Annotated in this window: 17 protein-coding genes; 10 read left to right on the top strand and 7 right to left on the bottom strand. The window is 72.4% G+C overall.

Annotated elements, in window-relative coordinates; translation table 11 throughout:
* Positions 1–34: 34 nt before the first annotated feature.
* From mvk to MXD64_RS14595, 9 genes are all read left to right on the top strand, one after another.
* Positions 35–1,018, top strand: coding sequence for a mevalonate kinase (gene mvk, locus MXD64_RS14635; RefSeq protein ID WP_140448800.1), 984 nt, complete (start codon positions 35–37; stop codon positions 1,016–1,018).
* A complete protein-coding gene (gene mvaD / locus MXD64_RS14630) occupies positions 1,012–2,025 on the top strand; it encodes a diphosphomevalonate decarboxylase (RefSeq protein ID WP_042539906.1) in 1,014 nt (337 codons plus the stop codon). Before mvk ends, mvaD begins: the two co-directional genes overlap by 7 nt.
* Entirely contained in the window at positions 2,022–3,104 is a 1,083-nt protein-coding gene (locus tag MXD64_RS14625) for a phosphomevalonate kinase (RefSeq protein WP_042539904.1), read from the top strand. The genes mvaD and MXD64_RS14625 overlap by 4 nt, the downstream gene beginning before the upstream one ends.
* The gene (locus tag MXD64_RS14620) at positions 3,097–4,161 is read left to right on the top strand and encodes a hypothetical protein (RefSeq protein WP_017885427.1); all 1,065 of its coding nucleotides are present in this window, start codon (positions 3,097–3,099) and stop codon (positions 4,159–4,161) included. The genes MXD64_RS14625 and MXD64_RS14620 overlap by 8 nt, the downstream gene beginning before the upstream one ends.
* Positions 4,158–5,321 (top strand): hydroxymethylglutaryl-CoA synthase, encoded by a 1,164-nt coding sequence (locus tag MXD64_RS14615; RefSeq protein WP_042539902.1) that lies wholly within the window; start codon positions 4,158–4,160, stop codon positions 5,319–5,321. The genes MXD64_RS14620 and MXD64_RS14615 overlap by 4 nt, the downstream gene beginning before the upstream one ends.
* 187 nt (positions 5,322–5,508) lie before the next feature.
* Positions 5,509–5,976: a hypothetical protein gene (locus MXD64_RS14610; protein ID WP_017885429.1), complete on the top strand. Its 468-nt coding sequence runs from the start codon at positions 5,509–5,511 to the stop codon at positions 5,974–5,976.
* The gene (locus MXD64_RS14605; RefSeq protein WP_042539900.1) at positions 5,976–6,881 is read left to right on the top strand and encodes a hypothetical protein; all 906 of its coding nucleotides are present in this window, start codon (positions 5,976–5,978) and stop codon (positions 6,879–6,881) included. The genes MXD64_RS14610 and MXD64_RS14605 overlap by 1 nt, the downstream gene beginning before the upstream one ends.
* A gap of 4 nt (positions 6,882–6,885) precedes the next feature.
* Entirely contained in the window at positions 6,886–8,100 is a 1,215-nt protein-coding gene (locus MXD64_RS14600; RefSeq protein ID WP_214585135.1) for an alpha/beta hydrolase family protein, read from the top strand.
* Positions 8,101–8,108: 8 nt separating this feature from the next.
* A complete protein-coding gene (locus MXD64_RS14595; protein ID WP_042539899.1) occupies positions 8,109–8,504 on the top strand; it encodes a DUF7882 family protein in 396 nt (131 codons plus the stop codon).
* Positions 8,505–8,866: 362 nt separating this feature from the next.
* Here MXD64_RS14595 and MXD64_RS14590 read toward each other — a convergent pair whose 3' ends face one another.
* The 3 genes from MXD64_RS14590 to MXD64_RS14580 all read right to left on the bottom strand — a co-directional run bounded on the left by MXD64_RS14590 (position 8,867) and on the right by MXD64_RS14580 (position 17,887).
* Positions 8,867–10,657, bottom strand: coding sequence for a sulfite reductase subunit alpha (locus MXD64_RS14590; RefSeq protein ID WP_042539898.1), 1,791 nt, complete (start codon positions 10,655–10,657; stop codon positions 8,867–8,869).
* A complete protein-coding gene (locus tag MXD64_RS14585; protein WP_263136692.1) occupies positions 10,654–16,224 on the bottom strand; it encodes a glutamate synthase-related protein in 5,571 nt (1,856 codons plus the stop codon). Before MXD64_RS14585 ends, MXD64_RS14590 begins: the two co-directional genes overlap by 4 nt.
* A gap of 340 nt (positions 16,225–16,564) precedes the next feature.
* Positions 16,565–17,887: a bifunctional glycosyltransferase family 2/GtrA family protein gene (locus MXD64_RS14580; RefSeq protein WP_263136691.1), complete on the bottom strand. Its 1,323-nt coding sequence runs from the start codon at positions 17,885–17,887 to the stop codon at positions 16,565–16,567.
* Positions 17,888–18,009: 122 nt separating this feature from the next.
* Here MXD64_RS14580 and MXD64_RS14575 point away from each other — a divergent pair, with 122 nt between their 5' ends.
* A complete protein-coding gene (locus tag MXD64_RS14575) occupies positions 18,010–18,828 on the top strand; it encodes a helix-turn-helix transcriptional regulator (RefSeq protein ID WP_031259005.1) in 819 nt (272 codons plus the stop codon).
* 39 nt (positions 18,829–18,867) lie between these two features.
* On the opposite strand, the gene MXD64_RS14570 is transcribed toward MXD64_RS14575, so the two are convergent.
* The 4 genes from MXD64_RS14570 to MXD64_RS14555 form a co-directional block, all read right to left on the bottom strand.
* On the bottom strand, positions 18,868–19,371 hold the full coding sequence (locus tag MXD64_RS14570; protein ID WP_235045642.1) for a hypothetical protein: 504 nt from the start codon (positions 19,369–19,371) through the stop codon (positions 18,868–18,870).
* 214 nt (positions 19,372–19,585) lie between these two features.
* Complete coding sequence (locus tag MXD64_RS14565) at positions 19,586–19,855, bottom strand: hypothetical protein (protein ID WP_017885437.1); 270 nt, start codon at positions 19,853–19,855, stop codon at positions 19,586–19,588.
* Complete coding sequence (locus MXD64_RS14560) at positions 19,852–21,447, bottom strand: sensor histidine kinase (protein WP_263136690.1); 1,596 nt, start codon at positions 21,445–21,447, stop codon at positions 19,852–19,854. The genes MXD64_RS14565 and MXD64_RS14560 overlap by 4 nt, the downstream gene beginning before the upstream one ends.
* 86 nt (positions 21,448–21,533) lie before the next feature.
* Complete coding sequence (locus MXD64_RS14555) at positions 21,534–22,256, bottom strand: response regulator transcription factor (RefSeq protein ID WP_284733994.1); 723 nt, start codon at positions 22,254–22,256, stop codon at positions 21,534–21,536.
* Positions 22,257–22,285: the final 29 nt, after the last annotated feature.

Genomic DNA, 22,285 nt, shown 5'->3' with positions numbered 1-22,285 from the left:
GACGGCCCGTGCGGTTAGGCTGACGTGACCCACGATGACCAGCTGCGACCTCGACAACACCACGACCCCCGGCAACGGATCGGCGTCGTCCCACGGCAAGACGATCCTGATCGGTGAGCACGCCGTGGTGTACGGCGCACCCGCTCTCGTCCTGCCGGTGCTCGACGCGCGGGTCGTGGCGACGGTCACCCCGGTCGCCGCCGACGCCGAGCAGCCCGGTCACAGCCTGCAGTCCACCGTGCACACCGGCCCCCTCGACCTGGCCCCCGCTGCCGTGATGCCGACCGTCACCGCGGTCACCGCGACCCTGCGGCACTTCGGGGTCACCGACCGGCACTTCCACGTCCGGGTCGACAGCGAGGTCCCGACCGCCCGCGGCATGGGCTCGAGCGCCGCGGTCGCCGCGGCCGTGACCGCCGCCGTCGCCGACGCGCTGGGCGAGACACTCGACGTCGAGACCCACCACGAACTCATCCAGGAGTGCGAGCGCGTCGCCCACGGGCGTCCGTCGGGCCTCGACGCCCGGGGCGTCGTCGCGTCCGCGCCGGTCTGGTTCGAGGCCGGGCACATCGAACCCGTCGCGCTCGGCGCCCGGTTCACCTTCGTCGTCGCAGACACCGGCGTCCCCGGGCACACCAGGGAAGCCGTGTCCGCGGTCCGCGCACGCCACGACCAGGACCCGGCCGGTGTCGGCGCCGTGATCGACCGGATCGGCGCGCTCGCCCGGCGGGCACGGGGGACACTCGAGGACGGCGATGCCCAGGCTCTGGGTGTCACCATGGACGCCGCGCACGACCTGCTCAGCACACTCGACGTGTCGAGTGTCGACCTGGACCGGCTCGTCGACGCCGCACGCGCTGCGGACGCCCTCGGCGCGAAGCTCACCGGCGGCGGGCGGGGCGGGTGCGTCCTCGCGCTCGCCGCGGACGACGACCACGCGGACCGCATCGCGGCCGCACTCCGCGCTGCAGGGGCCGCAGCCACCTGGACCACCACGATCGGAGCCCGCGCTTGCTGACAGCCACCGCCGTCGCGCACCCCAACATCGCCCTCGTCAAGTACTGGGGGAAGGCAGACGCGCAGCTCGCGCTGCCCGCCACGGGCAGCGTCTCGATGGGGCTCGACGTGTTCCCGACGACGACCACCGTCACGGTGGACGGCGGACGGGAGGCGCTGGGCGCACGGGGAGACACGTTCACGCTGAACGGTCACGTCGTCGACGACGGGGCGCTGGTGCGCGTGCAGCAGTTCCTCGACCTGGTGCGGGAGCTCGCCGGCAGCGACGCCCGCGCGTCAGTCGTCTCCGAGAACACCGTGCCGACCGGTGCCGGGCTGGCCTCGAGCGCCTCCGGCTTCGCAGCGCTGGCCACCGCGGCCGCAGCGGCGTACGGCCTCGACCTGTCGCCGCGCGACCTGTCGCGTCTGGCCCGTCGTGGTTCGGGTTCGGCCACGCGCTCGATCCCCGGCGGTGTCGCCGTCTGGCACGCCGGCGACGACCAGGGCTCCTTCGCCGAGCCGATCCCCGCTCCGCCGATGGCCATGGTCGTCGTCACGATCGACGCCGGCCCGAAGCCGATCGGGTCGCGCGAGGCCATGCGCCGCACCATCGCCACGTCGCCCTTCTACCCCGCCTGGGTCACCTCGACCACCGAGACCGTCGGTGACATGCTCACGGCCTGCGCGGCCGGCGACTTCACCCGCATCGGCGAGATCACCGAGAGCAACGCCCTCCGCATGCACGCCACGATCGAGGGCGCCTTCCCGCCGATCCGCTACCTCAACGCCCGCAGCGTCGCCGTGTTCGACGCCGTCGCCGAGCTGCGTGCCGGCGGGGTCGAGGCCTACGCCACGGCCGACGCCGGCCCGAACGTCGTCGTGCTCACGAAGCCGCAGGACCGGTCGGCCGTCGCCGGGGCGCTCGCGTCGCTGGGTGACGTCATCGAGTCCGGCACCGGACCTGCCGCGCGGGTGCTCCGCTCCGAAGAGACCGGGAGCAATCCCGACCAGAAGGAGTCCGCGCAGTGATCGAGTTCCGTGCACACGGCAAGCTGTTCGTCGCCGGCGAGTACGCCGTCGTCGAGCCGGGCCAGCCGTCCGTCCTGATCGCCCTCGACCGCGCCATCACGGCGAAGGTGCGCGAGGGCCACGGCGCGGGCAGTGTGCACTCCGAGGAGTACGGGCACCTCCCGCTCACGTGGACCCGTGCCGAGGACGGCCTGGCGCTCGACCGCGAGCACCACCCCTACGACTACGTGATGGCCACGATCGACCTGGTCGAGAAGCTCCGCGCCGAGCGCGGCATCGCCCCGCGGTTCCACGACCTGCGCATCGAGAGCCAGCTCGACGACGCCAGCGGCCGGAAGTTCGGACTCGGGTCCTCGGCCGCGGTGACCGTCGCGACCGTCGGTGCCCTCGACCGCTTCTACGGCATCGGTCTGACCCAGCGCCAGCGCTTCCAGGTCGCCCTGCTCGCGACGATCCGGGTCAACCCCCGGGCCTCGGGCGGTGACCTCGCCGCGAGCACGTTCGGCGGGTGGCTGCGCTACAGCGCCCCGGACCGCGAGCGGCTCGCCGCCATGCTCGGGGACCACGCGGTGTCCGCGATCCTGGCCGACGCGGACGCGTGGCAGGGCTTCGACGTCCAGCGGCTCCCCGCCCCCGAGAACCTGCAGCTGCTCGTCGGCTGGACCGGCTCGCCCGCGTCCACCACGAAGCTCGTCGACGTGGTGCGTCGGCACCGCAACGGCGGGTACCAGGCGTTCCTCGACGAGAGCCGCAGCTGTGTCGACGACCTGACCACGGGCCTCCAGACCGGCGACGCCGAGCGCACGCTCGATGCCCTCAAGCGTGCACGCGTGCTCATGCAGCGTCTCGGTGACTCGGTCGGGTCGCAGATCGAGACCGAGCGGCTCGCGACCCTGTGCGACGTCGTCGAGGCGGCTGGCGGGGCGGCGAAGCCGTCCGGTGCCGGCGGCGGCGACTGCGGCATCGCGCTCGTCCCGGCGGACACCGACCCCGCCGGCATCCACCGCGCCTGGGAGGCGCACGACATCAGACACCTCAGCGTCGCGGTGCGAGCACCAGAAGGAGCCCTCGATGAGTGACCTGCTCACACCGATCCCCACCAAGTGGGTCGGTCCGATCCGCGTCAGCGGCAACGCCGTGCAGGGGGAGCACGAGGTCCCCCTCGCCACCTACGAGTCGCCGCTCTGGCCGTCCGTCGGCCGCGGTGCCCGCATCTCGCGCATGGTCGAGGACGGCATCGTCGCGACCGTCGTCGACGAGCGGATGACCCGATCCGTCGTGGTCCGTGCCGACAGCGCCGCTGCCGCCCACGTCGCCGCCGGGCAGATCCTGGCACGCCAGGACGAGCTCGCCGCGATCGTCGCCGGCCAGAGCCGGTTCGCCAAGCTCATCGAGGTGCACCCGGAGATCGTCGGGGACCTGCTGTTCCTGCGCTTCGCGTTCACCACGGGCGACGCCTCCGGCCACAACATGGTCACCCAGGCCGCGGACAAGCTGCTGCCGGCGATCCTGGACTGGCAGCCGGGCCTGCGGTACGTGTCGGTGTCGGGCAACTTCTGCACCGACAAGAAGGCCACCGCGGTGAACGGCATCCGTGGCCGCGGCCGCAACACCATCGCCGAGATCGTGATCCCGGGCGAGGTCGTCGAGAAGCGCCTGCGGTCGAGCACCGCACGCATCGTCGAGCTCAACATCGCGAAGAACCTGATCGGGTCGACGATCGCCGGCGCCATCCGCTCGGCGAACGCGCACTACGCCAACATGCTGCTCGGCTTCTACCTGGCCACGGGCCAGGACGCCGCCAACATCGTCGAGGGCTCGCAGGGCATCACGAGCGCCGAGGACCGCGACGGCGACCTGTACTTCGCGACCTCGCTGCCGCACCTGATCGTCGGCACGGTCGGCAACGGCAAGGGCGGCGACCTGCCCGTCGTCGAGGACGCCCTGGTGCGCCTCGGCTGCCGCGACGACCGCGAGCCGGGGGCGAACGCCCGCCGCCTCGCCGGTCTCTGCGCCGCCACGGTGCTGTGCGGGGAGCTCTCGCTCCTCGCCGCGCAGACCAACCCGGGCGAGCTGATGGCCGCCCACGTCGCCATGGAACGCCGTGGCACGAAGCCCGCAGGCGGTGCAGCATGAGCGGCGTCGGCATCCACGACATCGCGATCGCGACCGGTCACCACGTGCTCGAGCTCGACGACCTGGCCGAGCGGCTCGGCGTCGACCCGGCGAAGTACCACGTCGGCATCGGGCAGGACGCGTTCAGCGTGCCCGCCCCCGACGAGGACATCGTCACGATGGGCGCCACCGCTGCGAAGGAACTCATCGACCGGCACGGCGTCGAGGGCATCCGGACGGTGCTGTTCGCCACCGAGTCCGGCGTCGACCAGTCCAAGGCCGCCGGCGTCTACGTGCACGGTCTGCTCGGGTTGCCGAAGGCCGTCCGCGTGGTCGAGCTGAAGCAGGCCTGCTACGGCGGGATGGCCGCGGTGCAGCTCGCGCTCGGCATCGTCGCCCGCGCCCCGCACGAGCGGGTGCTCGTCATCGCCGCCGACGTCGCGCGCTACGACGTCGACACCGCCGCCGAGCCGACCCAGGGTGCCGGTGCCGCCGCGATCCTGGTGTCCGCCGACCCCGACCTGATCGAGATCGAGCCGGCCGCCGGCGTCTACACCGCCGACGTCGACGACTTCTGGCGGCCGAACGACCGCTCCACCGCGCTGGTCGACGGACGGCTGTCCGTCAGCGCCTACGTCGACGCGTTCGTCGGCGCGTGGGACGACCTCGCCGAGCAGGGCGGGCCGGCGTACGAGGACATCGTGCGCTTCGTCCACCACCAGCCGTTCACGAAGATGGCGCTCAAGGCGCACCGGAAGCTCACGCAGCACGTGGGCGTGCCGTTCGACGAGTCGGAGCTGTTCGTCGGGTTCACGTACAACAAGCAGACCGGCAACACGTACACGGCGTCGCTCTGGATCGGGCTCGCGGCACTCCTCGACCTCGACGAGCACCTGGCGGGGGAGCGCATCGCCCTGTTCAGCTACGGCTCGGGCAGCGTCGGCGAGCTCATCACCGGTGTCGTCCGGCCCGACTACCGCGAGCACCGCCGGGTCGGTCGGGTGCGCGCGCTGCTCGGCGCACGCGTCCCGCTGACGGTCGACGCGTACCGCGAGCTGCACGCAGCCGGCGCCGCCACCAGCGAGGACGTCGAGCGTCCGCGCGTCACGACCGCGCCGTTCCGGTTCGAGGGTGTGCGCGGTGGCGCACGCCACTACGAGGCGACGACGCAGCAGGCGTAGCCGGCGTCGCCGGGCTGCTCCCGCCCCGCGGACCCGGCGCACGTGCCGGCACCTGTCGCTTCCGCGGACCGGACTGGAGGCCCGTGGCGGCGCCGCCACGGGCCTCCAGTCCGTCCACCGGTCACGCCGGCGGTCTCGTGCACGAGGGCGAGGTGCCGGTAGTCTTGCCGCGGAGATCGGAGGGTCGATGGCGGAGCAGCTGGGCGCGTCCGGCGCCGTCCGTGCCCTCGTCGCCACCCTGCCCCGCGCACCGCACCTGTCCGACGTCGTCACCGGCGTCGGCACGATGGTCGGCAAACCCACCCGCGTCGTCGACGTCGACGGTCCGAGCTGGGGGCCGCTCACGGCGCTCGTGTCGCAGTTCGAGCACGAGAACCTGGTGCTCGTGCCCGCCGGGGCGCCGCCGCTCTACCGCATGCACTGCGTGCTGCACGAGCTCGGGCACCTGGTGCACGGCGACGTCGGCACGCCGACCGCGTCGTCCGTGGCCGAGTTCGCCGCCGGGGGCCACGTGTGCCGTCGTGCGCTCGACGCCGACTCGGGGCTCGTGAGCATCTCGGACGACGACGAGCACTTCGCCGAGCGGTTCGCGTACGAGCTCGCGACCGTCCTGCTCGCCGGTGCCACGGGTGCGGACGAGCGGGCCTACGGCTGATGGCAGCCCTGCACGCCGCAGCCTTCTGGTTCGCGGCGCTGATCTTCCTCGCCCGCACGCCGTACGTGCTGCGGAACCCGCGCGGCCGGGCGGCCTGGGGTGCCACGGGTGTCGGCGCACTCGGGCTCCTGACCCTGGGCAGCGTCGTGCCGCAGACCGTGCTCGACGGCGCACTGGGCGGCTCGAACCTGATCAACCTGGTGCAGAACGTCTGCGCGACCGTGGCGTTCTGGCTGATGCTGCGGGCGAGCACCGACGACCTGCCGGAACGCCCGATGCTGGCGAAGCCGGTGGCGCTGCTCGTCGTGGTCGTGGCGTTCACCGTGCCGTTCCTGCTGGTCGAGGAGCGCGGCGGGACCGACTTCGACTTCATCGTGCACGGGATCGCACAGACGCCGATGTGGTTCTACGCGACCGTCTACATGGTGAGCGTGGGGCTGATCGCCGCGACGACCCTGCGGCGTGGCGTGCTGCAGAACCCGGTGGCGCTCGTGGTGTTCCGCGTCGGGCTGGCCCTGGTGGTCCTGGCGAGCGTCGACGAGGTCGCCTCGCTGACGGCGGACCACTTCGGGGTGTTCCCAGCCGGGGTCCGTGACGGACTGCGTCTGGCCTTCGACCCGCCGTTCTACCTGGGCATCGTGTTGATCGTCGTCGCGATGGCCTCGTTGACGTTCCGGCGGTGGGGGCGTGACCTGCGGCACCGCGGGCACCACCGCCACCTGCGCCGCATCGTGCGCCGGCACGAGGTGCGCGCGGTCGAGCGGCCGGGCGACCCGCAGGCCCGGACCTACGACCTGGTCATCGCGATCCGCGACGCCGAGGTGCAGGGACGGACCCTTGACGATGCCGAGCTCGCCCAGGTGCGGGCGGCGGAACGGACCCTGACCCGGAGCCTCGGAGGATGACGGCGTGACGATCGTGTGGTGGGTGCTCGGTGCGCTCGTGGTGCTGGCGGTGGCGGCGCTGCTCGTCCTGCTCGTGGTGCGGAAGGTCGTCGGACGGATCGTGCTGCCCGGGGGCGACCGCTGGACCCCCGTGCTCGGGTCCGACGCCGACTCCGTCCGGCTGCCGATCACCGACGACACCGTGCGCCCGGGGGAGTACGGCCTGTGGCACGACGGCCCGGGCCACACCACCGTCGGGCCGGTGCTCGAGATCGACGAAGCCGCCGGGTCGGTGCGGCGGGCCGTGGTGCGGACGACCGGCGCGGTGTCGTCGCGGGTGCGGTGGAGTGGGCACGTGCACCCGGACCCGGCGGCGATGGAGGTCGACTGGTCCGAGGTGTCGCTGTCGACGCCGGTGGGGCCGGCGCCGGCGTGGGTGGTGCGGCCGGGCCCCGACGGCGCGGCCGACGGCCGTGCGGGAACGGACGGCACCGCCGACGGCGTTGCCGACCGCGTTGCCGACCGCGATGCCGCCCGGACCTGGGCGGTCCACGTCCACGGGATCCGGACGACCCGGGTCACCGCGCTCCGGACCGTCCCCGCGGCGCTCGAGCTCGGCTGGACGTCGATCGTCCCGTCGTTCCGTGGCGACGGCGAGGCCCCGTGGGAAGGCCGGGCCTCGCACCTCGGTGCCCGCGAGTGGGCGGACGTCGAAGCGGCGCTCGACCACGCCGTCGCGAACGGCGCCGAACAGCTCGTCCTGGTCGGCTGGTCGATGGGCGCGACGATCACGCACGAGCTCCTCGCCCGCTCGGCGCACCGCGACCGCCTGGCCGGGATCGTGCTCGTCGCCCCCGCGCTGGACTGGTCGGTGGCGGTCCGGTCACAGGCCCGCCGTGCTGGTCTCCCCGGCATCGTCGTCTCGGCCGCCCTCGGTGCGATGGCGACCCCGGTCATCTGCCGGCTGGTCGGGCTGCGGGAAGCCGTCGACGTCCGGGCCCTCTCCTGGTTGCGCGCACCCCGGGCGTTGCCACCGACCCTGCTCATCCACTCCGCCGGCGACACGACGGTGCCGTTCTCGGCCAGCCAGGAGTTCGCCGAGGCACACCCGGGCACGGTGACGCTGGCGGTCAGCGAACCGGCCGAACACGCGTGGGAGCGCAACGTCGACGCCGTCTGGTTCGACCGGACGATCACGACCTGGGCGTCGAACCTCGCGCACACCGCGGCACAGGAGTAGAAGGAGCCATGGGTCAGCTCATCTACGGCGGGCAACCGCTCGACCTGCGGATCGACGACCGCGCGCTCACACACCTGCAGATCGTCATCGTCAACATGCTCCGGCGCGACCACCGTTTCGCGTTCTCGTGGAAGGACGACGTCATCCACGGTAACGGTCGCAGCACGATCTGGTTGCATCCGAGCGTCAGCCTGCACTTCAAGTTCACGGGGAGCCGGGTGCCGTCGATCAACCGCAGCTGGCTCGAGGACCTCTACGCATCGGCCACGTCGGGGTCCGGGCTCGTGCTGACACCGGAGCCGACGGACACCAGCACGGCCGACGACTCGGCGTGGTCACGTGCCGTCGCACCCGGGGACGCGGACGACGCCTCGAGCACTCCGAGCGGTACCACAACACGCTGATCTGGGTCAACGGGTTCCGGTCAGTCCGTCCGACCCGTACGCTTTCTGTACCGCGGTACAGAGTCGTCCCCCGCACCGGAATCCAGGGATCCGGTGTTGACCTGTCCCGCGGCAGGAGGGGGACCCGAATTGACCGTGACGCACTGCGAGTCCGGCACCGACCAACCATCGGTGCTCTGGGCGAGCGAGCGAGGTGAGTCCCGGATCAGGGGATTCGCCGCTCATGCGACCGGCGCCGTGCGCCGGGACCGCCGCGTCACGGTGCTGGGCTCGCCGATCGGTCTCGACCGACCGGCGCTCCTCCGGGATCGCCCCGGCCATCGGATTCGGGTTCCGTGGCCGGGGCGGTCTCTCCGCTCGCCTCAGTAGACGTCGCGCACGTACCGCTTCGCGCGACGCATGTCGGCCAGGTACGCCTGCGCGTCGTCCTCGTCGCGCCCGCGGCCGGTGCGGATGACCTGCAGCAGCGCGGCCTCGACGTCCTTCGCCATGCGTGAGGCGTCGCCGCACACGTACACGTGGCCGCCGTCCTCGAGCCAGGCGAACAGCTCCGCCGACCGTTCGAGCATCCGGGTCTGCACGTAGACCTTCTCGGCCTGGTCGCGCGAGAACGCCAGGTCGAGGCGGTCCAGCACGCCCTGTTCCTGCAGCTCGGCGAGCTCGTCCTGGTACACGAAGTCGGTGTCCCGGTGCTGGTCGCCGAAGAACAGCCAGTTGCGCCCGGTCGCACCGGACACCGCACGCTCGTGCAGGAACCCGCGGAACGGCGCGACCCCGGTGCCCGGTCCGATCATGATCATCGGCGCCGACTCGTCCGCCGGTACCCCGAACGACGCGTTCGGCTGCAGGTACACGTCGACGGTGCCGTCCGGGTCGACCCGGTCGGCCAGGAACGTCGACGCGACGCCCGCGTACATCCGGTGCGGGTCGCCGTAGCGCACCGACGCGATGGTCAGGTGGATGCGGTCCGGGTGCGCCAGCGGGCTCGACGAGATCGAGTACTGGCGAGCCTGCAGCGGCCGGAGGTTCGGCAGCAGCTCGTCGAGTCCGGGGGCAGCCGACCCGGCGTCGCGGAGCAGGTCAAGGACGTCACGTCCCCACAGCCAGCGGTCCAGCTCGTGCTTGTCGCCGTGCGCCACGACGGCGGCGAGCTCGCTCGACGGCGCGCGCTGCACCAGGTCGGCGATGAGGTCCTTCGAGGGCGTCCGGATCTCGCGGTCGGTCCGCAGGACCTCGCTGATCGGACGGCCGTCGAACGCCTCGCCGCCGTTCGCGCCGACCTGCTCGAGCAGGCCCGCCACGAAGACCTCGTCGTTCACCGGCACCACCGCTAGGGCGTCACCGGCCGCGTACTCGATCCCCGAGTCGCCGAGGTCGAACTCGTAGTGCCGGATCTCCTTCGCGCTGCGCGGCGAGGAGAGCAGCCGGTTCTCGACCAGGCGCGACGGGTACGGGTTGCGCTTGTTCCACTGCGACCCCGGCCGGGAGGCACGGCTCGCGCCCGCCCCGCCGGTCGCGGCTGCACCGTCGCCGGTGCCACCGCCCGTGGCAGCGTCGGGTGCAGCCGTCGCGCCGGTCTCGGCGGCCAGGCGGTCGAGGACCCCAGCGGTCCACAGTGCGGCCGCGTCCTCGAAGTCGACGTCGCAGTCCACGCGGTCGTGGACCCGCGTCGCGCCGAGCTGCTCGAAGCGGGTGTCGAGGAGCTTGCCGGCCTGGCAGAACTCGTCGTAGCTCGTGTCACCGAGCCCGAGGACGGCGTACTGCAGCCCCTCGAGCCGCGGCACCGTGCTGGCCTGGATCGCGTCCCAGAACAGGCCGGCGTTGTCGGGCATCTCGCCCTCGCCGTAGGTCGAGGTGACGACGAGCACGTGCGACATCTCGGCGAGCTGCTCGGGCGTGACGGCGTCGAGCGCGCTGGAACGGCCACCGAGCCCGCGGGCCCTTGCGCCGGCGACGAGCTCGTCGGCCAGGAACTCGGCGTTGCCGGTCTGGGTGCCGAAGAGCACGTCGATCGTCGTCGTGGGCGCGCTGGCCGCGACCTTCTTGCCGGCGGCGGCGATGCCCGCGATGAACCCGGCGAGCCAGGACTCCTGGGCGGCGGAGAACGGTGCGTCGACGGGGATCAGCGACCCGGTCGGGGGGAGCAGGCTCACGCGGTCACCGCCTCGGTCGGCGCCTGCGGTGCACGGCGCGCGATGTCCTCGAGCGCCGCGGTCGCGAGCAGCTCGTCGAAGCGTGCCTCGCGGACGCGGCCGTCGTTCTGGGCGTTCTGGTGCATGATCCACCCCGTGGTGCCCGGCGCGTCCATGCTGCGGTTGTTCCGCTGCGTGAGCGCGCGCTTGTAGTCGTCGAGCCGCTTGATCGCGATCAGGGTCGCGAGCTGGTCGTCGGCGAACCGGTCGAGCGTGCCGCGCAGGTACTTCACGACGCGCTGCTTGACGGAGAAGTCCTCGGTGAGCACGAGGTTCTTGACGGCGTCGGCGACCCGCGGGTCGGCGGCACCGGACGCGCCGGGGACGCGCTCGAGGGCGACGTCCTGGGCGACCCCGAGCACGGTGTACGACGACAGCAGCGAGAACATGTCCTCGCCCTGGTCGCCGAGCGCCGGGGCACGGCCGTCGAGCACCGTGCGCTGGTCGCGGTAGTCGAGCTTGAACGCGCGGAGCTTGTCGGTGGCGATCGAGGTCGCGAGCTCGTCGAGGAGCTCCGGCCGGGTCGCCGCCGCCAGGATCTCGCCGGCGTCCTGCGTGAGCAGCAGGGCGCGGGGCATGCCGACGAACACGTGTGCGCGTGCGGTGTCCCACTCGGCGAGCAGCCGCTCGGCCAGGGCCGAACCGGTCGCCTCGAGGTGCCACTCGAGCAGCAGGCGGGCGGCGGACTCGTGGAACGCACCGCGCTCGGTGTCGGTGACGGGGAACACCAGGAGCGAGTCGGTGCTGGCACGCTCGGCGACCTGGCCGGACGGGTCGTACTGGTACAGGAACCCGCCGGACATGCCGTTGCCGAGGCCCTTGCCGAACGCGCCGAGGTTGAACACGGCGCCACCGGTCATGTACTCGCAGCCGAAGTCGCCCACGCCCTCGACGACGGCGGTCGCGCCGGAGTTGCGGACGGCGAACCGGTCGCCGGCCTCGCCCTCGACGAAGGTGCGGCCGCCGGTGGCCCCGAAGAGCGCGAAGTTGCCGACCAGCACGTTGCCGCCCTGTTCGGCACTGCCGCCACCGGGGGCACGGACGATGATCCGTCCGCCGCTCTGGCTCTTGCCGACGCCGTCGTTCGCGGTGCCGGTGTGCTCGAGCACGACGCCGTCGTTGTTGAAGACGCCGTAGGACTGCCCGGCCGATCCCTGCGTGCGGATCGTGACCGCGCCGTCCACCAGCCGGCGGCGTCCGCGGTCGTCCGTCGTCACGGCGGGCAGGCCCTGCACGTCCTCGGAGCGGAGCTCGTGGTTGAGCAGGCGCTCGAGGTCGATGCCGAGCTGGCCGCCGACCGACTTGTCGCTGTTGCCGAGCAGCACACCGTGCACGAGTACGTGCTCCTGCGCGTGGTCGACCAGGGCGGTGCGGACGCGCTCGAGCAGGGCGTCGTCGGTGTGGAAGTCCTTCTCCAGGTACTCCGGGTCGGTGACGACCTTCTCGGGCACCTGGGCGAGCAGGGCACGTGCGTCGAGCCGGCCGACGCTCGCCGGGTGGTCGAGGAGCTGCAGCAGGTCGGTCCGGCCACGGGCCTCGCGCAGGGAGCGCAGGCCGAGACGGGCCAGGATCTGCCGCACGTCGTGCGCGATGTTGAGCAGGTACTGCGCGAGCGCGCGGGGGTCGCCCTCGAACGCCTCGGCGTTCGTGGTCAGGCCCGCCGGGCACTTCACGTTGCAGTTCTTCGCCATCACGCAGCCGAGCATCATGAGCGCGGTCGTGCCGAACTCGAAGCTGTCGCCGCCGAGCAGGGCGCTGGTGACGACGTCGCTGCCGGTCTGGTGCGCACCCGAGCAGCGGAGCGTGACCTTCTGGCGCAGGCCGTTCGCGACCAGGGCCTGGTGCACCTCGGCGACGCCGATCTCCGCGGAGCGGCCGGCGTACTTCAGGCTGGTGACGGCCGCGGCCCCGGTGCCGCCGGTGTTGCCCGCGACGTTGATCACGTCCGCGCCGGCCTTCGCGACACCGACCGCGATGGTGCCGATGCCCTCGGACGAGACGAGCTTCACGATCACGCGGACGCGGGCGGCCTTGCAGTCGTGGATGAGCTGCGCGAGGTCCTCGATCGAGTACGTGTCGTGGTGCGGCGGCGGCGAGATCAGCTCGACACCGGGCGTGCCACCACGGGCCGCGGCGATGTCCACCGTGACCTTGGGCGCGGGCAGCTGGCCACCCTCGCCGGGCTTCGCACCCTGACCGATCTTGATCTCGAGCTCCTCGAGCATGGGGTCGGCGAGGTAGCCGGCCCAGATGCCGAACCGGCCCGAGGCGAACTGCTTGATGCGCGAGCCGCGGATGGTGCCGTAGCGGGAGTGGTGCTCGCCGCCCTCACCGCTGTTCGACATGCCGCCGACCATGTTCGTGCCGTGCGCGACGGCCTCGTGGGCGGTGGCGACGAGCGCGCCGTGGCTCATCGCGCCGGACGCCAGGGTCCGGGTGATCTCGTGGGCCGGCTGCACCTCGTCGAGCTCGACGCTCGCCGGGGCGCTCTGCAGCAGCGCGAGCAGCGCGACGGCCGCACCGGTGGCGCGGAGCGTCACCTGGGTGTCGTCGACGGCGTCGACGTCGATCTGCCCCGGGTGGAGCAACGCGAGGCCGTCTGCCAGGGCCGTGTGGCGCAGTGCACCCGTGGTCCCCGTCGACGTGAGCTCCAGGCGGAACCGCTCCGTTCCTCCAGGCAGGTCCTGGTCGTCCGACGGACGCGAGCCGGAGAGCCCGCGCACGGTGACGCTGGCGTTGCCGCTCGTCGAGAACCGGCCGAGCTCGCGCGCGAAGTCCTCGGCCGTGTCGATGCCCGTGACGTCCGCGGGCAGGGCGAGCACGTCGCGGAGCGCGGCGGGGCGGCGGGACCGCTCGTCGTGCGTGGTCTGCAGGAACGAGACGTAGCCCGGCGTGATGCGGTGCGCGTCGATCTCGGCCTCGCTGAGGCGGTCGTACCCGGTGTTCCGGTACGCGGCGTCGGTGATGCCGAACGAGTCGTCGAGCTGGCGGAGCGTGAGCAGCCGCAGCGCGTCCGAGTCGCCGGAGCGCTCGAAGGCCGGGCGCTCCTCGGTCATGCCGCCGAACCCGCGGACGCTCGCGACGCCGAACGAGTGGCCGGCGCCGTCGGAGCGTTCCTTGAACAGGCCGAGGAGCGGGACCTGACCCTCGGACGCCACTGAACGGGCACGCTCGTGCCAGTCCGTCGCCGCCTGGGCGATGCGCACGAAGCCGACGCCGCCGACCGGGGCCTGCATGTGCGGGAAGACCCGTGCGAGCACGTCGTCGCCGGTGTCGAGGTAGTTCGGCTCGAAGAACTCGCCGCCGATGTAGCTCTCGGCGGTGCACAGGCCGACGCGGCCCATGGTCTTCGCCAGGGCCTTCTCGGCGGCCTTGCGGAACTGCTTGAGTGCCAGGTCGGTCGCGGTCAGCTCACCGGCGGGTGCGGGCGCGGCGGGGTACTTCTCCTCCGCACGCAGCCGTGCGCTCAAGCTGTACACAGCGGCGGCACCGAAGCCGAGCGCGGTCGCGACGTGGTGTGACGATGGCAGCTGACCGCTCTCCGCGACGACGGACACCCGCAGGCGCAGACCGGTCTCGATGAGTCGCTGGTTGACGGCCGCCACGGCCAGGATCACGGGAAGGGGCGCATGGGTCGACGACACCTCGCGGTCGGTCACGACCGCGATCCCACCACCACGCGACGCGAACGCCTCGATCGCGTCGCACAGGGCGTCCAGTGCGCCGCGCATCGCGTCGGCGTTCGCCTGCTCGTCGGCGGGCACCGGCACGTAGAGCATGTCGAAGCGCCCGAGCGGCACGATGTCCTGGTCACGCAGCCGCACCATGTCCAGGTGCCCCAGGATCGGCGACTGCACGACGAGCTGCCGGCCCGTGGTGCCGGTGCCGTCCGGCTTGGCGCCGAGTGCGACGCGCATCGACATGCCGTCGGCTTCGCGGATCGAGTCGAGCGGCGGGTTCGTCACCTGGGCGAAGCGCTGCGAGAAGTACTTCGCCATGCCGCCCTCGGTGTCGCTCAGGGCGTTGATCGCGTTGCCGTAGCCCATCGCCGAGATGCGCTCCGACCCGTTCTGCAGCATCGGGTCGAGCATGAACCGGAAGCTCTCCTGGTTCAGCGAGTACGCGACGTACCGGCCCGCGAGCGACAGGTCGCCGTCGTAGCCCAGGGTGTTCCTGGTGCGCTCGTAGGCGGGCGCGGGCAGGTCGTCCAGGTTCACGCGGGCCGCGTCGAGCAGGGTGCCGTAGTCACGGCGGGCCGCGAGCATGCGCAGCACCTCGCCGGTGCGCATGCGGGATCCGGTGCGGTGGTCGACGACGAGCATGCCGCCGGCCTCGATGCGGCCGCGGTGCACGACCTCGTCGGCGGCGAATTCGACCTGGCCCGCCTCGGACGACACCATCAGGTACTCGGCCGTCTCGACGGTGCGCAGCGGGCGCAGGCCCAGACGGTCCAACCGGGCACCGACGACGTCGCCGTCGCTGAAGATCACGGCCGCGGGGCCGTCGTTCTTCTCCTCGTACAGCGAGAAGTACTCGAGCATGTCCCGGACGTCGGGGGTCAGGGTGCGGTCGTTCTCCCACGCCGGGGGCATGAGCGAGACGACGGCCTCGACGATCTCGAGCCCGTCGTCGAACACACGGCTCTGCAGGGTCTGGTCGAGCCGGCTCGAGTCCGACTGCCCGGGCGGACGCACGATGCTCCGGGTGCGGGCACGCGCGAGCGCCTCGTCCGACAGCCGGTTCTTCCGGTCGGTGTTCAGCTCGCCGTTGTGCGCCATCAGGCGGAACGGCTGCGCCATCGTCGGGTGCGGCTCGGTGTTCGTCGAGAACCGGGTGTGGAAGTACAGCGTCCGCACCGAGTGCCGGGGGTCACGCAGGTCGGTGAAGTACCCGATCACCTCGCCGGAGTTCAGCCGGCCCTTCAGGATCTGGGTCCGGGCGCTGAGCGACAGCGGGTACAGGGCGGCGTGCTCGGCACGCTCGGTGGCGGCCTGGGCGTAGGACACGGCCTCGATGGCGAGCAGGGCACGGTTCGCGGCGTCGTCGACCTCGGTGCGGTCCCAGTCGGACGGCGCACGGAAGACCCACTGCACGATCGGCAGCTGGTACTGCTCGGCCTCGGGGCGCGCGACCGAGTGGTCCACCGGGACGTCACGGACCAGCAGCAGCTCGAAGCCCTCGGCCGCGATGGCGTCCGAGACCGTCTGCTGGGCCCGGGTGCGCTCGTCGGCGCCGTCCGCTCCGGTGCCACTCGGCACGAAGCAGTTCGCGACGCCGAAGTGCCCGGCGCGCAGCTGCTGGCCGGTGATGGCGCTGAAGAACTCCACCGACAGGTCGATGCTGACGCCCGCGCCGTCACCGACACCCTCGGCGGACTTGCCGCCGCGGTGCGGGATGGAGCACAGCGCTTCGTCGCCCTTGCGGATGACGTCGTGGCTCGGCGTCCCGTCGAGACGGGTGATGAAACCGACGCCGCAATCGCTCGATTCGCGGGCAGGGTCGTAGAGACCGAAGGGTGTGGGGTTCACGTGCGGGTCCAGTGGGGCGTTGCCGGCAGCGGACGGCGCGGGCTGCATCGATGGAGCGCTCGCCGCGGGCAGACCGATGGTGGCAGTCGGGCCCTGTGGGGTGGTGGTGCGGTAGGGCGATGCTACGGCTTGGTATACCGACCGTGCAACACGGGTGGTCCGGGCGTGTGACGGGGTCGCACCGTGCGGGTCTGTTCGGCTGGTGCGAGGTTGCACGCTCGGTGCGAGTTCGTAGCGCTGCACGGAGCGTGCAACCTCGCACGGGATGGCCGACGCCGCACGGTGCGGCGTGCCGCGGGCGCCGTGCAACCTCGCACCGGGTGGGTGACCCGGCACGGTGTCAGGCTGCTGGCTCACCGGTTCGGTCGCTCACCGCGATCGGCTCCGTGACCGCCGTGCTCGCGTCGGCGGCGGGGGTCGTCCCGGGGGTCGTCCCGGGGGTCGTCCCGGGGGTCGTCCCGGGGCGGACGAGCTCCGGGTGACGGCGGCCGGTGCGGAACACCCACGCCTTGAAGAGCACGAAGCGCACGCACGTCGCGAACAGGTTCGCGGTCGTCAGCACGAGGATCTCCGTGCCGTGCGAGGCTCCCGGCGTCGTGCTGTGCAGCACCACGAGCGACCCCGACGTGATCGCCCAGGCGACGCCGAAGACCACCAGCCCCTGCACGTGGTGTCGCCCGGCTCCGGCGCGGCCCCGCACGCCGAACGTGAACCGCCGGTTGAGGGCGGTGTTGCCGATCGCCGTCAGCAGCAGGGCCAGGAAGTCCGCGGTCTGCGCTCCGATCGCCGGCCGGAACAGCGCGTAGAGCACGGCGAACGCCACCGTGGAGAGCACCCCGATCGCCCCGAACCGCAGCAGCTGCCCGAGGAACCCGACGTGCGGTGGGGTGAAGGGGCGGCGGCCGATCGCCTCGTACACGGCGCCGATGGGAACCCGACCCGTGGCGATGCCCCGCGAGACGCGCCACATGCCCTTCAGGTCCGCGGTCGCGGTCGACGCGATGTGCACCGACGAGTTGACGTCGTCGACCCAGTCCACCGGGACCTCGTGGATGCGCAGTCCGGCGTGCTCGGCCAGCACCAGCATCTCGGTGTCGAAGAACCACGCGTCGTCCTCGCAGAGCGGCAGCAGGTGGTCGGCCGCGCGCTTGGTGACGGCCTTGAAGCCGCACTGCGCGTCGGAGAACGACACCCCCATCGTGGACCGGAGCAACAGGTTGTACGAGCGGGAGATGAACTCGCGCTTGCTGCCCCGCACCACCCGCGACGAATCCGCCAGCCGCGTCCCGATCGCCAGGTCCGAGTGCCCGGAGAGCAGCGGCGCGACGAGCGGCTCGAGGGCCGCCAGATCCGTCGACAGGTCCTCGTCGACGTACACGAGCACCGTCGCCGGGGACGCGGCCCACACGGCCTTGAGCGCACGACCCCGGCCCTTCTCGGGCAGGTGGACCGCGTGCACGCCGGGGAGCATCGCCGCGAGGTCGTCGGCGATCCGGGCGGTGTCATCGGTCGAGGCGTTGTCCGCGATCGTGATGCGCCACGAGTGGTGCAACGACGTCCGGCAGAACGTGTGCAGCCGCCGCACGTGGGCGGCGAGTGTGTCCTGCTCGTCGTAGCAGGGGACGACGATGTCGATGTCGAGGGGCTGGTCGGTCTCCGTCATGCCGCTCATGCTCGGGAGCCCGGCTACGGGGGCCGGAGCAGGGCCCTGTGTCCGGGGTAAGAACGAACACCACGTGAACGCAGCGGACACGACACCTGTTGTCCGGATACGTTCGACGCACGATGACGACCGAGCGCGACGACGCACGACGGACGGCCGTGCTGCTCCCGGGGGAGCGGCTGGGTCTGGCGCTCGACGAGCGGTGCCCCGAGTTCACCGAGCTGCTGCTCGCGCCACCGTTGCACGGCATCCGTCCGGACGGACACGACTGGCTCCGGCGGCGCTACGAGCAGATCGTCCCGCTCGTGCTCCCTGCAGCGCTGCGGGCGGTCGAGCACGGTGAGCCGCTCGACCCCGACTGCCTCGTCCGGCTGCGCGAGGTCGCCGCCGCCAGTGCCGGTGATCCGCACGTCGACGTGTCGGTCGTGCTCCGCGGCGCCCTGCCCGCCATCCGCGTCTTCGCGCTCGTCATGCACACGGCCACCCGCGAGCACGCGACGACGATCGACCACGCGGGGCGGACGATGCTCGCGATGAGCCGGGCGTCGCTCGTGGCGCACGAGCTCGGCTCCTGCTGGGCCGAGGCTTGGGCGCAGCAGCGTGGCGGTCCGTCAGAGGACGCCGCGGCACCGCTCGGCACCGACGACATCGACCTGGTGGCGTCCGCGCCCGGCCTGGACGAGACCGAGGAACGGATGCTCGCGCTCGCCGCCAGCGGGCTCTCGAACGACGCCATCGCCAAGGAGACCGCCTACAGCCGGCAGGCCGTCGCCTGGCACCTCGGGCGGCTCATGAAGTCGTGGAAGGCGCCGAACCGGACGGCGCTGGTGTCGGTCGCCTTCGTCCGGGGCTGGATCCGGTCGCGGCGCCAGCTCGGCCTGGCGGCGGGGACCCGGCCGTTGGGGATCGAAGCACCGCCAGCGCACGACGACGCCCCCTGAGACCGGGGTCCCAGGGGGCGTCGTCCGCCGGAGCCGGAGTCAGCCGCCGTTGACGTGGATGACGTTGTCGATGCGCTCGATGTTGCCGAACACACCCCAGTTCAGCCAGCCGCCGTCACCGTTGTTGGTGACCTTGCCGGGGCCCTTGAACCAGTAGATGACGTAGTTGCCGCCCTTGATGTCGATCGACTGGGCATCGGCGACGTCGCCCTCGACGGTGATGTCCTGGTTCTTGTTGACCACCGCGACGGTGAGGCGGTCGGGGTTGCCGGCGTTCCAGTACCCGACGTCGAGTGCCGCCTGCACGGCACCGCCGCGGTCGCTCTGGTCGTTGACGGCGTCCTTGATCGCGTTGACGATCGCGACCGGGTCGAGGTTGACGTTGACGCTGCCCCCGACGGACGACGAGGTGCTGGGCGCGGGCTCGGCGGCCTGCGCAGGGGCTGCGACGAACGCCCCGGCGATGACGGCGCCACCGAGGGCGGTGCCGGCGAGGAGCTTCACGGACTTGCGCTTGAACGAGTTCATGATCGTGTTTCCCATCTCTGCAGTGGTGACCCGTTCGGGTCGTCTTGCTCGGACAAGACCCAGCCTGCGGGCGCTCCGCCACGGATGCACGCGATCGGGTTCGACGTTGGTCGATCGTCTGACGATCCGGACCGCGCACGACTTTCGTGCTCAACGACACCGCACGCGGCCAGTGGTGCGTGAGGTGTCGCGGGCGCGTGAGCACGCGTCCGAGCGCCTGACGAGCGGTTCAGCGGGGCAGCAGGATCTGCACGATCGCGACGACCACGAGCGCTGCGATCGGGACGCCCGCGATCCACACGCCCGCCCGCATCTGCGTCCGGCGGATCGTGGGGGCTGCGTGCGACGACCGTGCGAACTCGGTCGCGGCCACGAGCTCCGGCGCCGCGGCGGGCGGTGCGGGCTCGGGTTGGGGCCGGTCGTCCTCGAACGCCGGGACCTCGACCACCAGGTCGGCGGGGTCCGGACGGCCGGGCAGCTTGTCGTACGCGTTCGTCACGGGGCCTCCTCGTCCGACGTTCTCCGACCAGTATGCGACCCCGTGCCCGTGCCCGTGCCCGTGCCCGTGCCCGTGCCCACGCCCACGCCGACGGCAGCGGCAGGCAGGTCCACCGTGAACGCCGTCCGTCCCGGCTCCGACGAGACCCGGACGCTGCCGCCGTGCGCCAGGACCACCGCTCGGACGATCGCGAGCCCGAGGCCACTCGTCCCCTGCCCCGGCGAACGCGTCCGCGAGGCCTCGCCCCTGGTGAAGCGGTCGAACAGGGTGGGCAGGGTCTCCGTGGGGATCGGCGGCCCGTCGTTCGCCACGACGAAGCGCGCCACGGAGCCACCGGCCCCGTGGCCCTCGTCGACGCCGTCCAACGCCTGCAACGACACCACCACGGTCGTGCCGACGGGTGTGTGCGTCCGCGCGTTCGCGAGCAGGTTCGTCACCACGCGGCGCAGTCGTGCGGTGTTCCCGGGCACCACGAGCGGGTGGTCGTTGACGACCTGCAGCGTCCACCGGTGCTCCGGCGCGGTGGCGCGGGCGTCCATCGTGGCCTCGACGACGAGCGAGGTGAGGTCGACGGGCTCGGGCACGATCGGTGGCGCGGTGCCGAGGGCCGAGGCGTCGAGCCGCGCGAGCAGCAGCAGCTCGTCGACGAGCTCGCCCATCCGGAGGGCCTCCTGCCCGATCCGGTCGACGTTCCGGTGGATGGCGTCGAGGTCCGACGAGCCCGCGGTCAGCTCGGCGTAGGCGCGCACGGTCGCGATCGGCGTGCGGAGTTCGTGCGACGCGTCGGCGACGAAGGTGCGCATGCCCGCCTCGGCGTCGCGTCGGACCGTCAGGGCCCGGGCGACGTGGCCGAGCAGGCGGTTCAGTGCGGTGCCGACCTGGCCGACCTCGCGGTTGGCTGTCAGGTCGGCGTCGGCGACCCGCACGGGGATGTCCGTGTCGCCGCGCTCCAGGTCGAGTGCCGTGACGTCCGAGGCCACGGACGCGACGCGCTCGAGCGGTCGCAGGGACCGTCGGACGAGCAGCGCGAGTGCCCAGGCGGCGACCACCAGGCCGAGCACCGTGACGATCCCGATCACGAGCAGCAGGCGCGCGATCGCGGCGTTCAGGTCGCCGAGCGGCAGGGCCGTGACGAACACGTCGCCGTCGTGCCCGACCGCCTGCACCCGGTAGGCGCCGAGGGGTCCGAGGTCGATCGTCGCGGGGTCCGCGCCGATGTCGACCGCGGTGAGCGTCTTCCGTTGCGCCGACGCCAGCCCGTGCTGGCCTCCGTCGCTGTCGGTGTACCCGCCGAGCACGACGGTGCCGTCCCGCACGATCGCCACGACCGTGCCGGCGGACTGCCCGGGTGCACCGATGAAGGCGTTGTCGGGATCCGGACGATCCGACGACGACGAGGATGACGACGAGGACGATGACCCGGGCGGCGGTCCGATGGGCGCGTCCGCGCCGTCCCGTCCGCCGACGGTCCGGTTCGCGGCCGTCGACAGTTCCGCGTCCAGCCGGTCGACCAGGTACCCCCGGAACGCGACGACGGTCACCGCCCCCACGACGACGTTCGTCGCCACGAGCAACAGCGCGACGGCCGCCACGACCCGCCACCGCAACGACGGCACCCGTCCGGCGCGGGGTCGGCCGTGACGGTGGGGAGAGGCCCGGATCACCCTCGCCGATCGGCTCACGTCGTCGGCCGCAACACGTACCCCGCCCCGCGGACGGTCTGCAGCATCGGCTCGCGCCCGACGTCGAGCTTCTTCCGCAGGTACGACACGTACATGTCCACCAGGTTCGACGACGTGCCGAAGTCCATGCCCCACACGCTCGCCAGCAGCTGCTCGCGGGACAGCACCCGGTTGGCGTTCCGTGCCAGGTGCCGCAGCAGTTCGTACTCGGTCGGCGTGAGTTCGATCGGGTCCCCGTCGCGGCTGACCGTGCGGGCGTCCTCGTCGAGCCGCAGGTCGCCGATCACGAGCTCGGTGCTCGCCCCGGCTGCGGCGACCCTGGCCGAGGTGCGCGCCAGGATCCGCGCACGGACGAGCAGCTCCTCGATGCCGAAGGGCTTGGTCAGGTAGTCGTCGCCGCCGCCGGTCAGCCCGGCGAGCCGGTCCTCGGGGGCGTCGCGTGCGGTGAGGAACAGCACCCGGACGCCGTCGCGGGCGTCGCGGAGCCGTTCGAGCACCTCGAACCCGTCGATGTCGGGCAGCATCACGTCGAGCACGATGACATCGGGCTGGAACTCCCTGGCCGCGAACAGCACGTCGCGACCACGGTGCACGGACCGCACGGCCCAGCCGTCGCCCGCGAACGCCAGGGCGACGGCATCGGCCAGGGCGTGCTCGTCGTCGACGACGAGGGCGCGGACGGGGGAGCCGTCGGTGCGCTGCAGCGGGTGGCCGGGCATGTCCCGGAGCCTATCCACCGCGCCCCCGT

The sequence above is a fragment of the Curtobacterium sp. Arg-1 genome (genome assembly GCF_025643395.1).
Taxonomy (GTDB): domain Bacteria; phylum Actinomycetota; class Actinomycetes; order Actinomycetales; family Microbacteriaceae; genus Curtobacterium; species Curtobacterium poinsettiae.
The sequence above is the reverse complement of the archived record's forward strand: the minus strand, read 5'-3'. Positions and strand labels throughout refer to the sequence as shown.

Bases quoted from the DNA above. Each gene is read 5' to 3' on its own strand.
- mvk (WP_140448800.1), top strand. From the start codon at position 35: ATGACCAGCTGCGACCTCGACAACACCACGACCCCCGGCAACGGATCG.
- MXD64_RS14620 (WP_017885427.1), top strand. From the start codon at position 3,097: ATGAGTGACCTGCTCACACCGATCCCCACCAAGTGGGTCGGTCCGATC.
- MXD64_RS14615 (WP_042539902.1), top strand. From the start codon at position 4,158: ATGAGCGGCGTCGGCATCCACGACATCGCGATCGCGACCGGTCACCAC.
- MXD64_RS14610 (WP_017885429.1), top strand. From the start codon at position 5,509: ATGGCGGAGCAGCTGGGCGCGTCCGGCGCCGTCCGTGCCCTCGTCGCC.
- MXD64_RS14605 (WP_042539900.1), top strand. From the start codon at position 5,976: ATGGCAGCCCTGCACGCCGCAGCCTTCTGGTTCGCGGCGCTGATCTTC.
- MXD64_RS14595 (WP_042539899.1), top strand. From the start codon at position 8,109: ATGGGTCAGCTCATCTACGGCGGGCAACCGCTCGACCTGCGGATCGAC.
- MXD64_RS14580 (WP_263136691.1), bottom strand. From the start codon at position 17,887: ATGACGGAGACCGACCAGCCCCTCGACATCGACATCGTCGTCCCCTGC.
- MXD64_RS14575 (WP_031259005.1), top strand. From the start codon at position 18,010: ATGACGACCGAGCGCGACGACGCACGACGGACGGCCGTGCTGCTCCCG.
- MXD64_RS14570 (WP_235045642.1), bottom strand. From the start codon at position 19,371: ATGGGAAACACGATCATGAACTCGTTCAAGCGCAAGTCCGTGAAGCTC.
- MXD64_RS14555 (WP_284733994.1), bottom strand. From the start codon at position 22,256: ATGCCCGGCCACCCGCTGCAGCGCACCGACGGCTCCCCCGTCCGCGCC.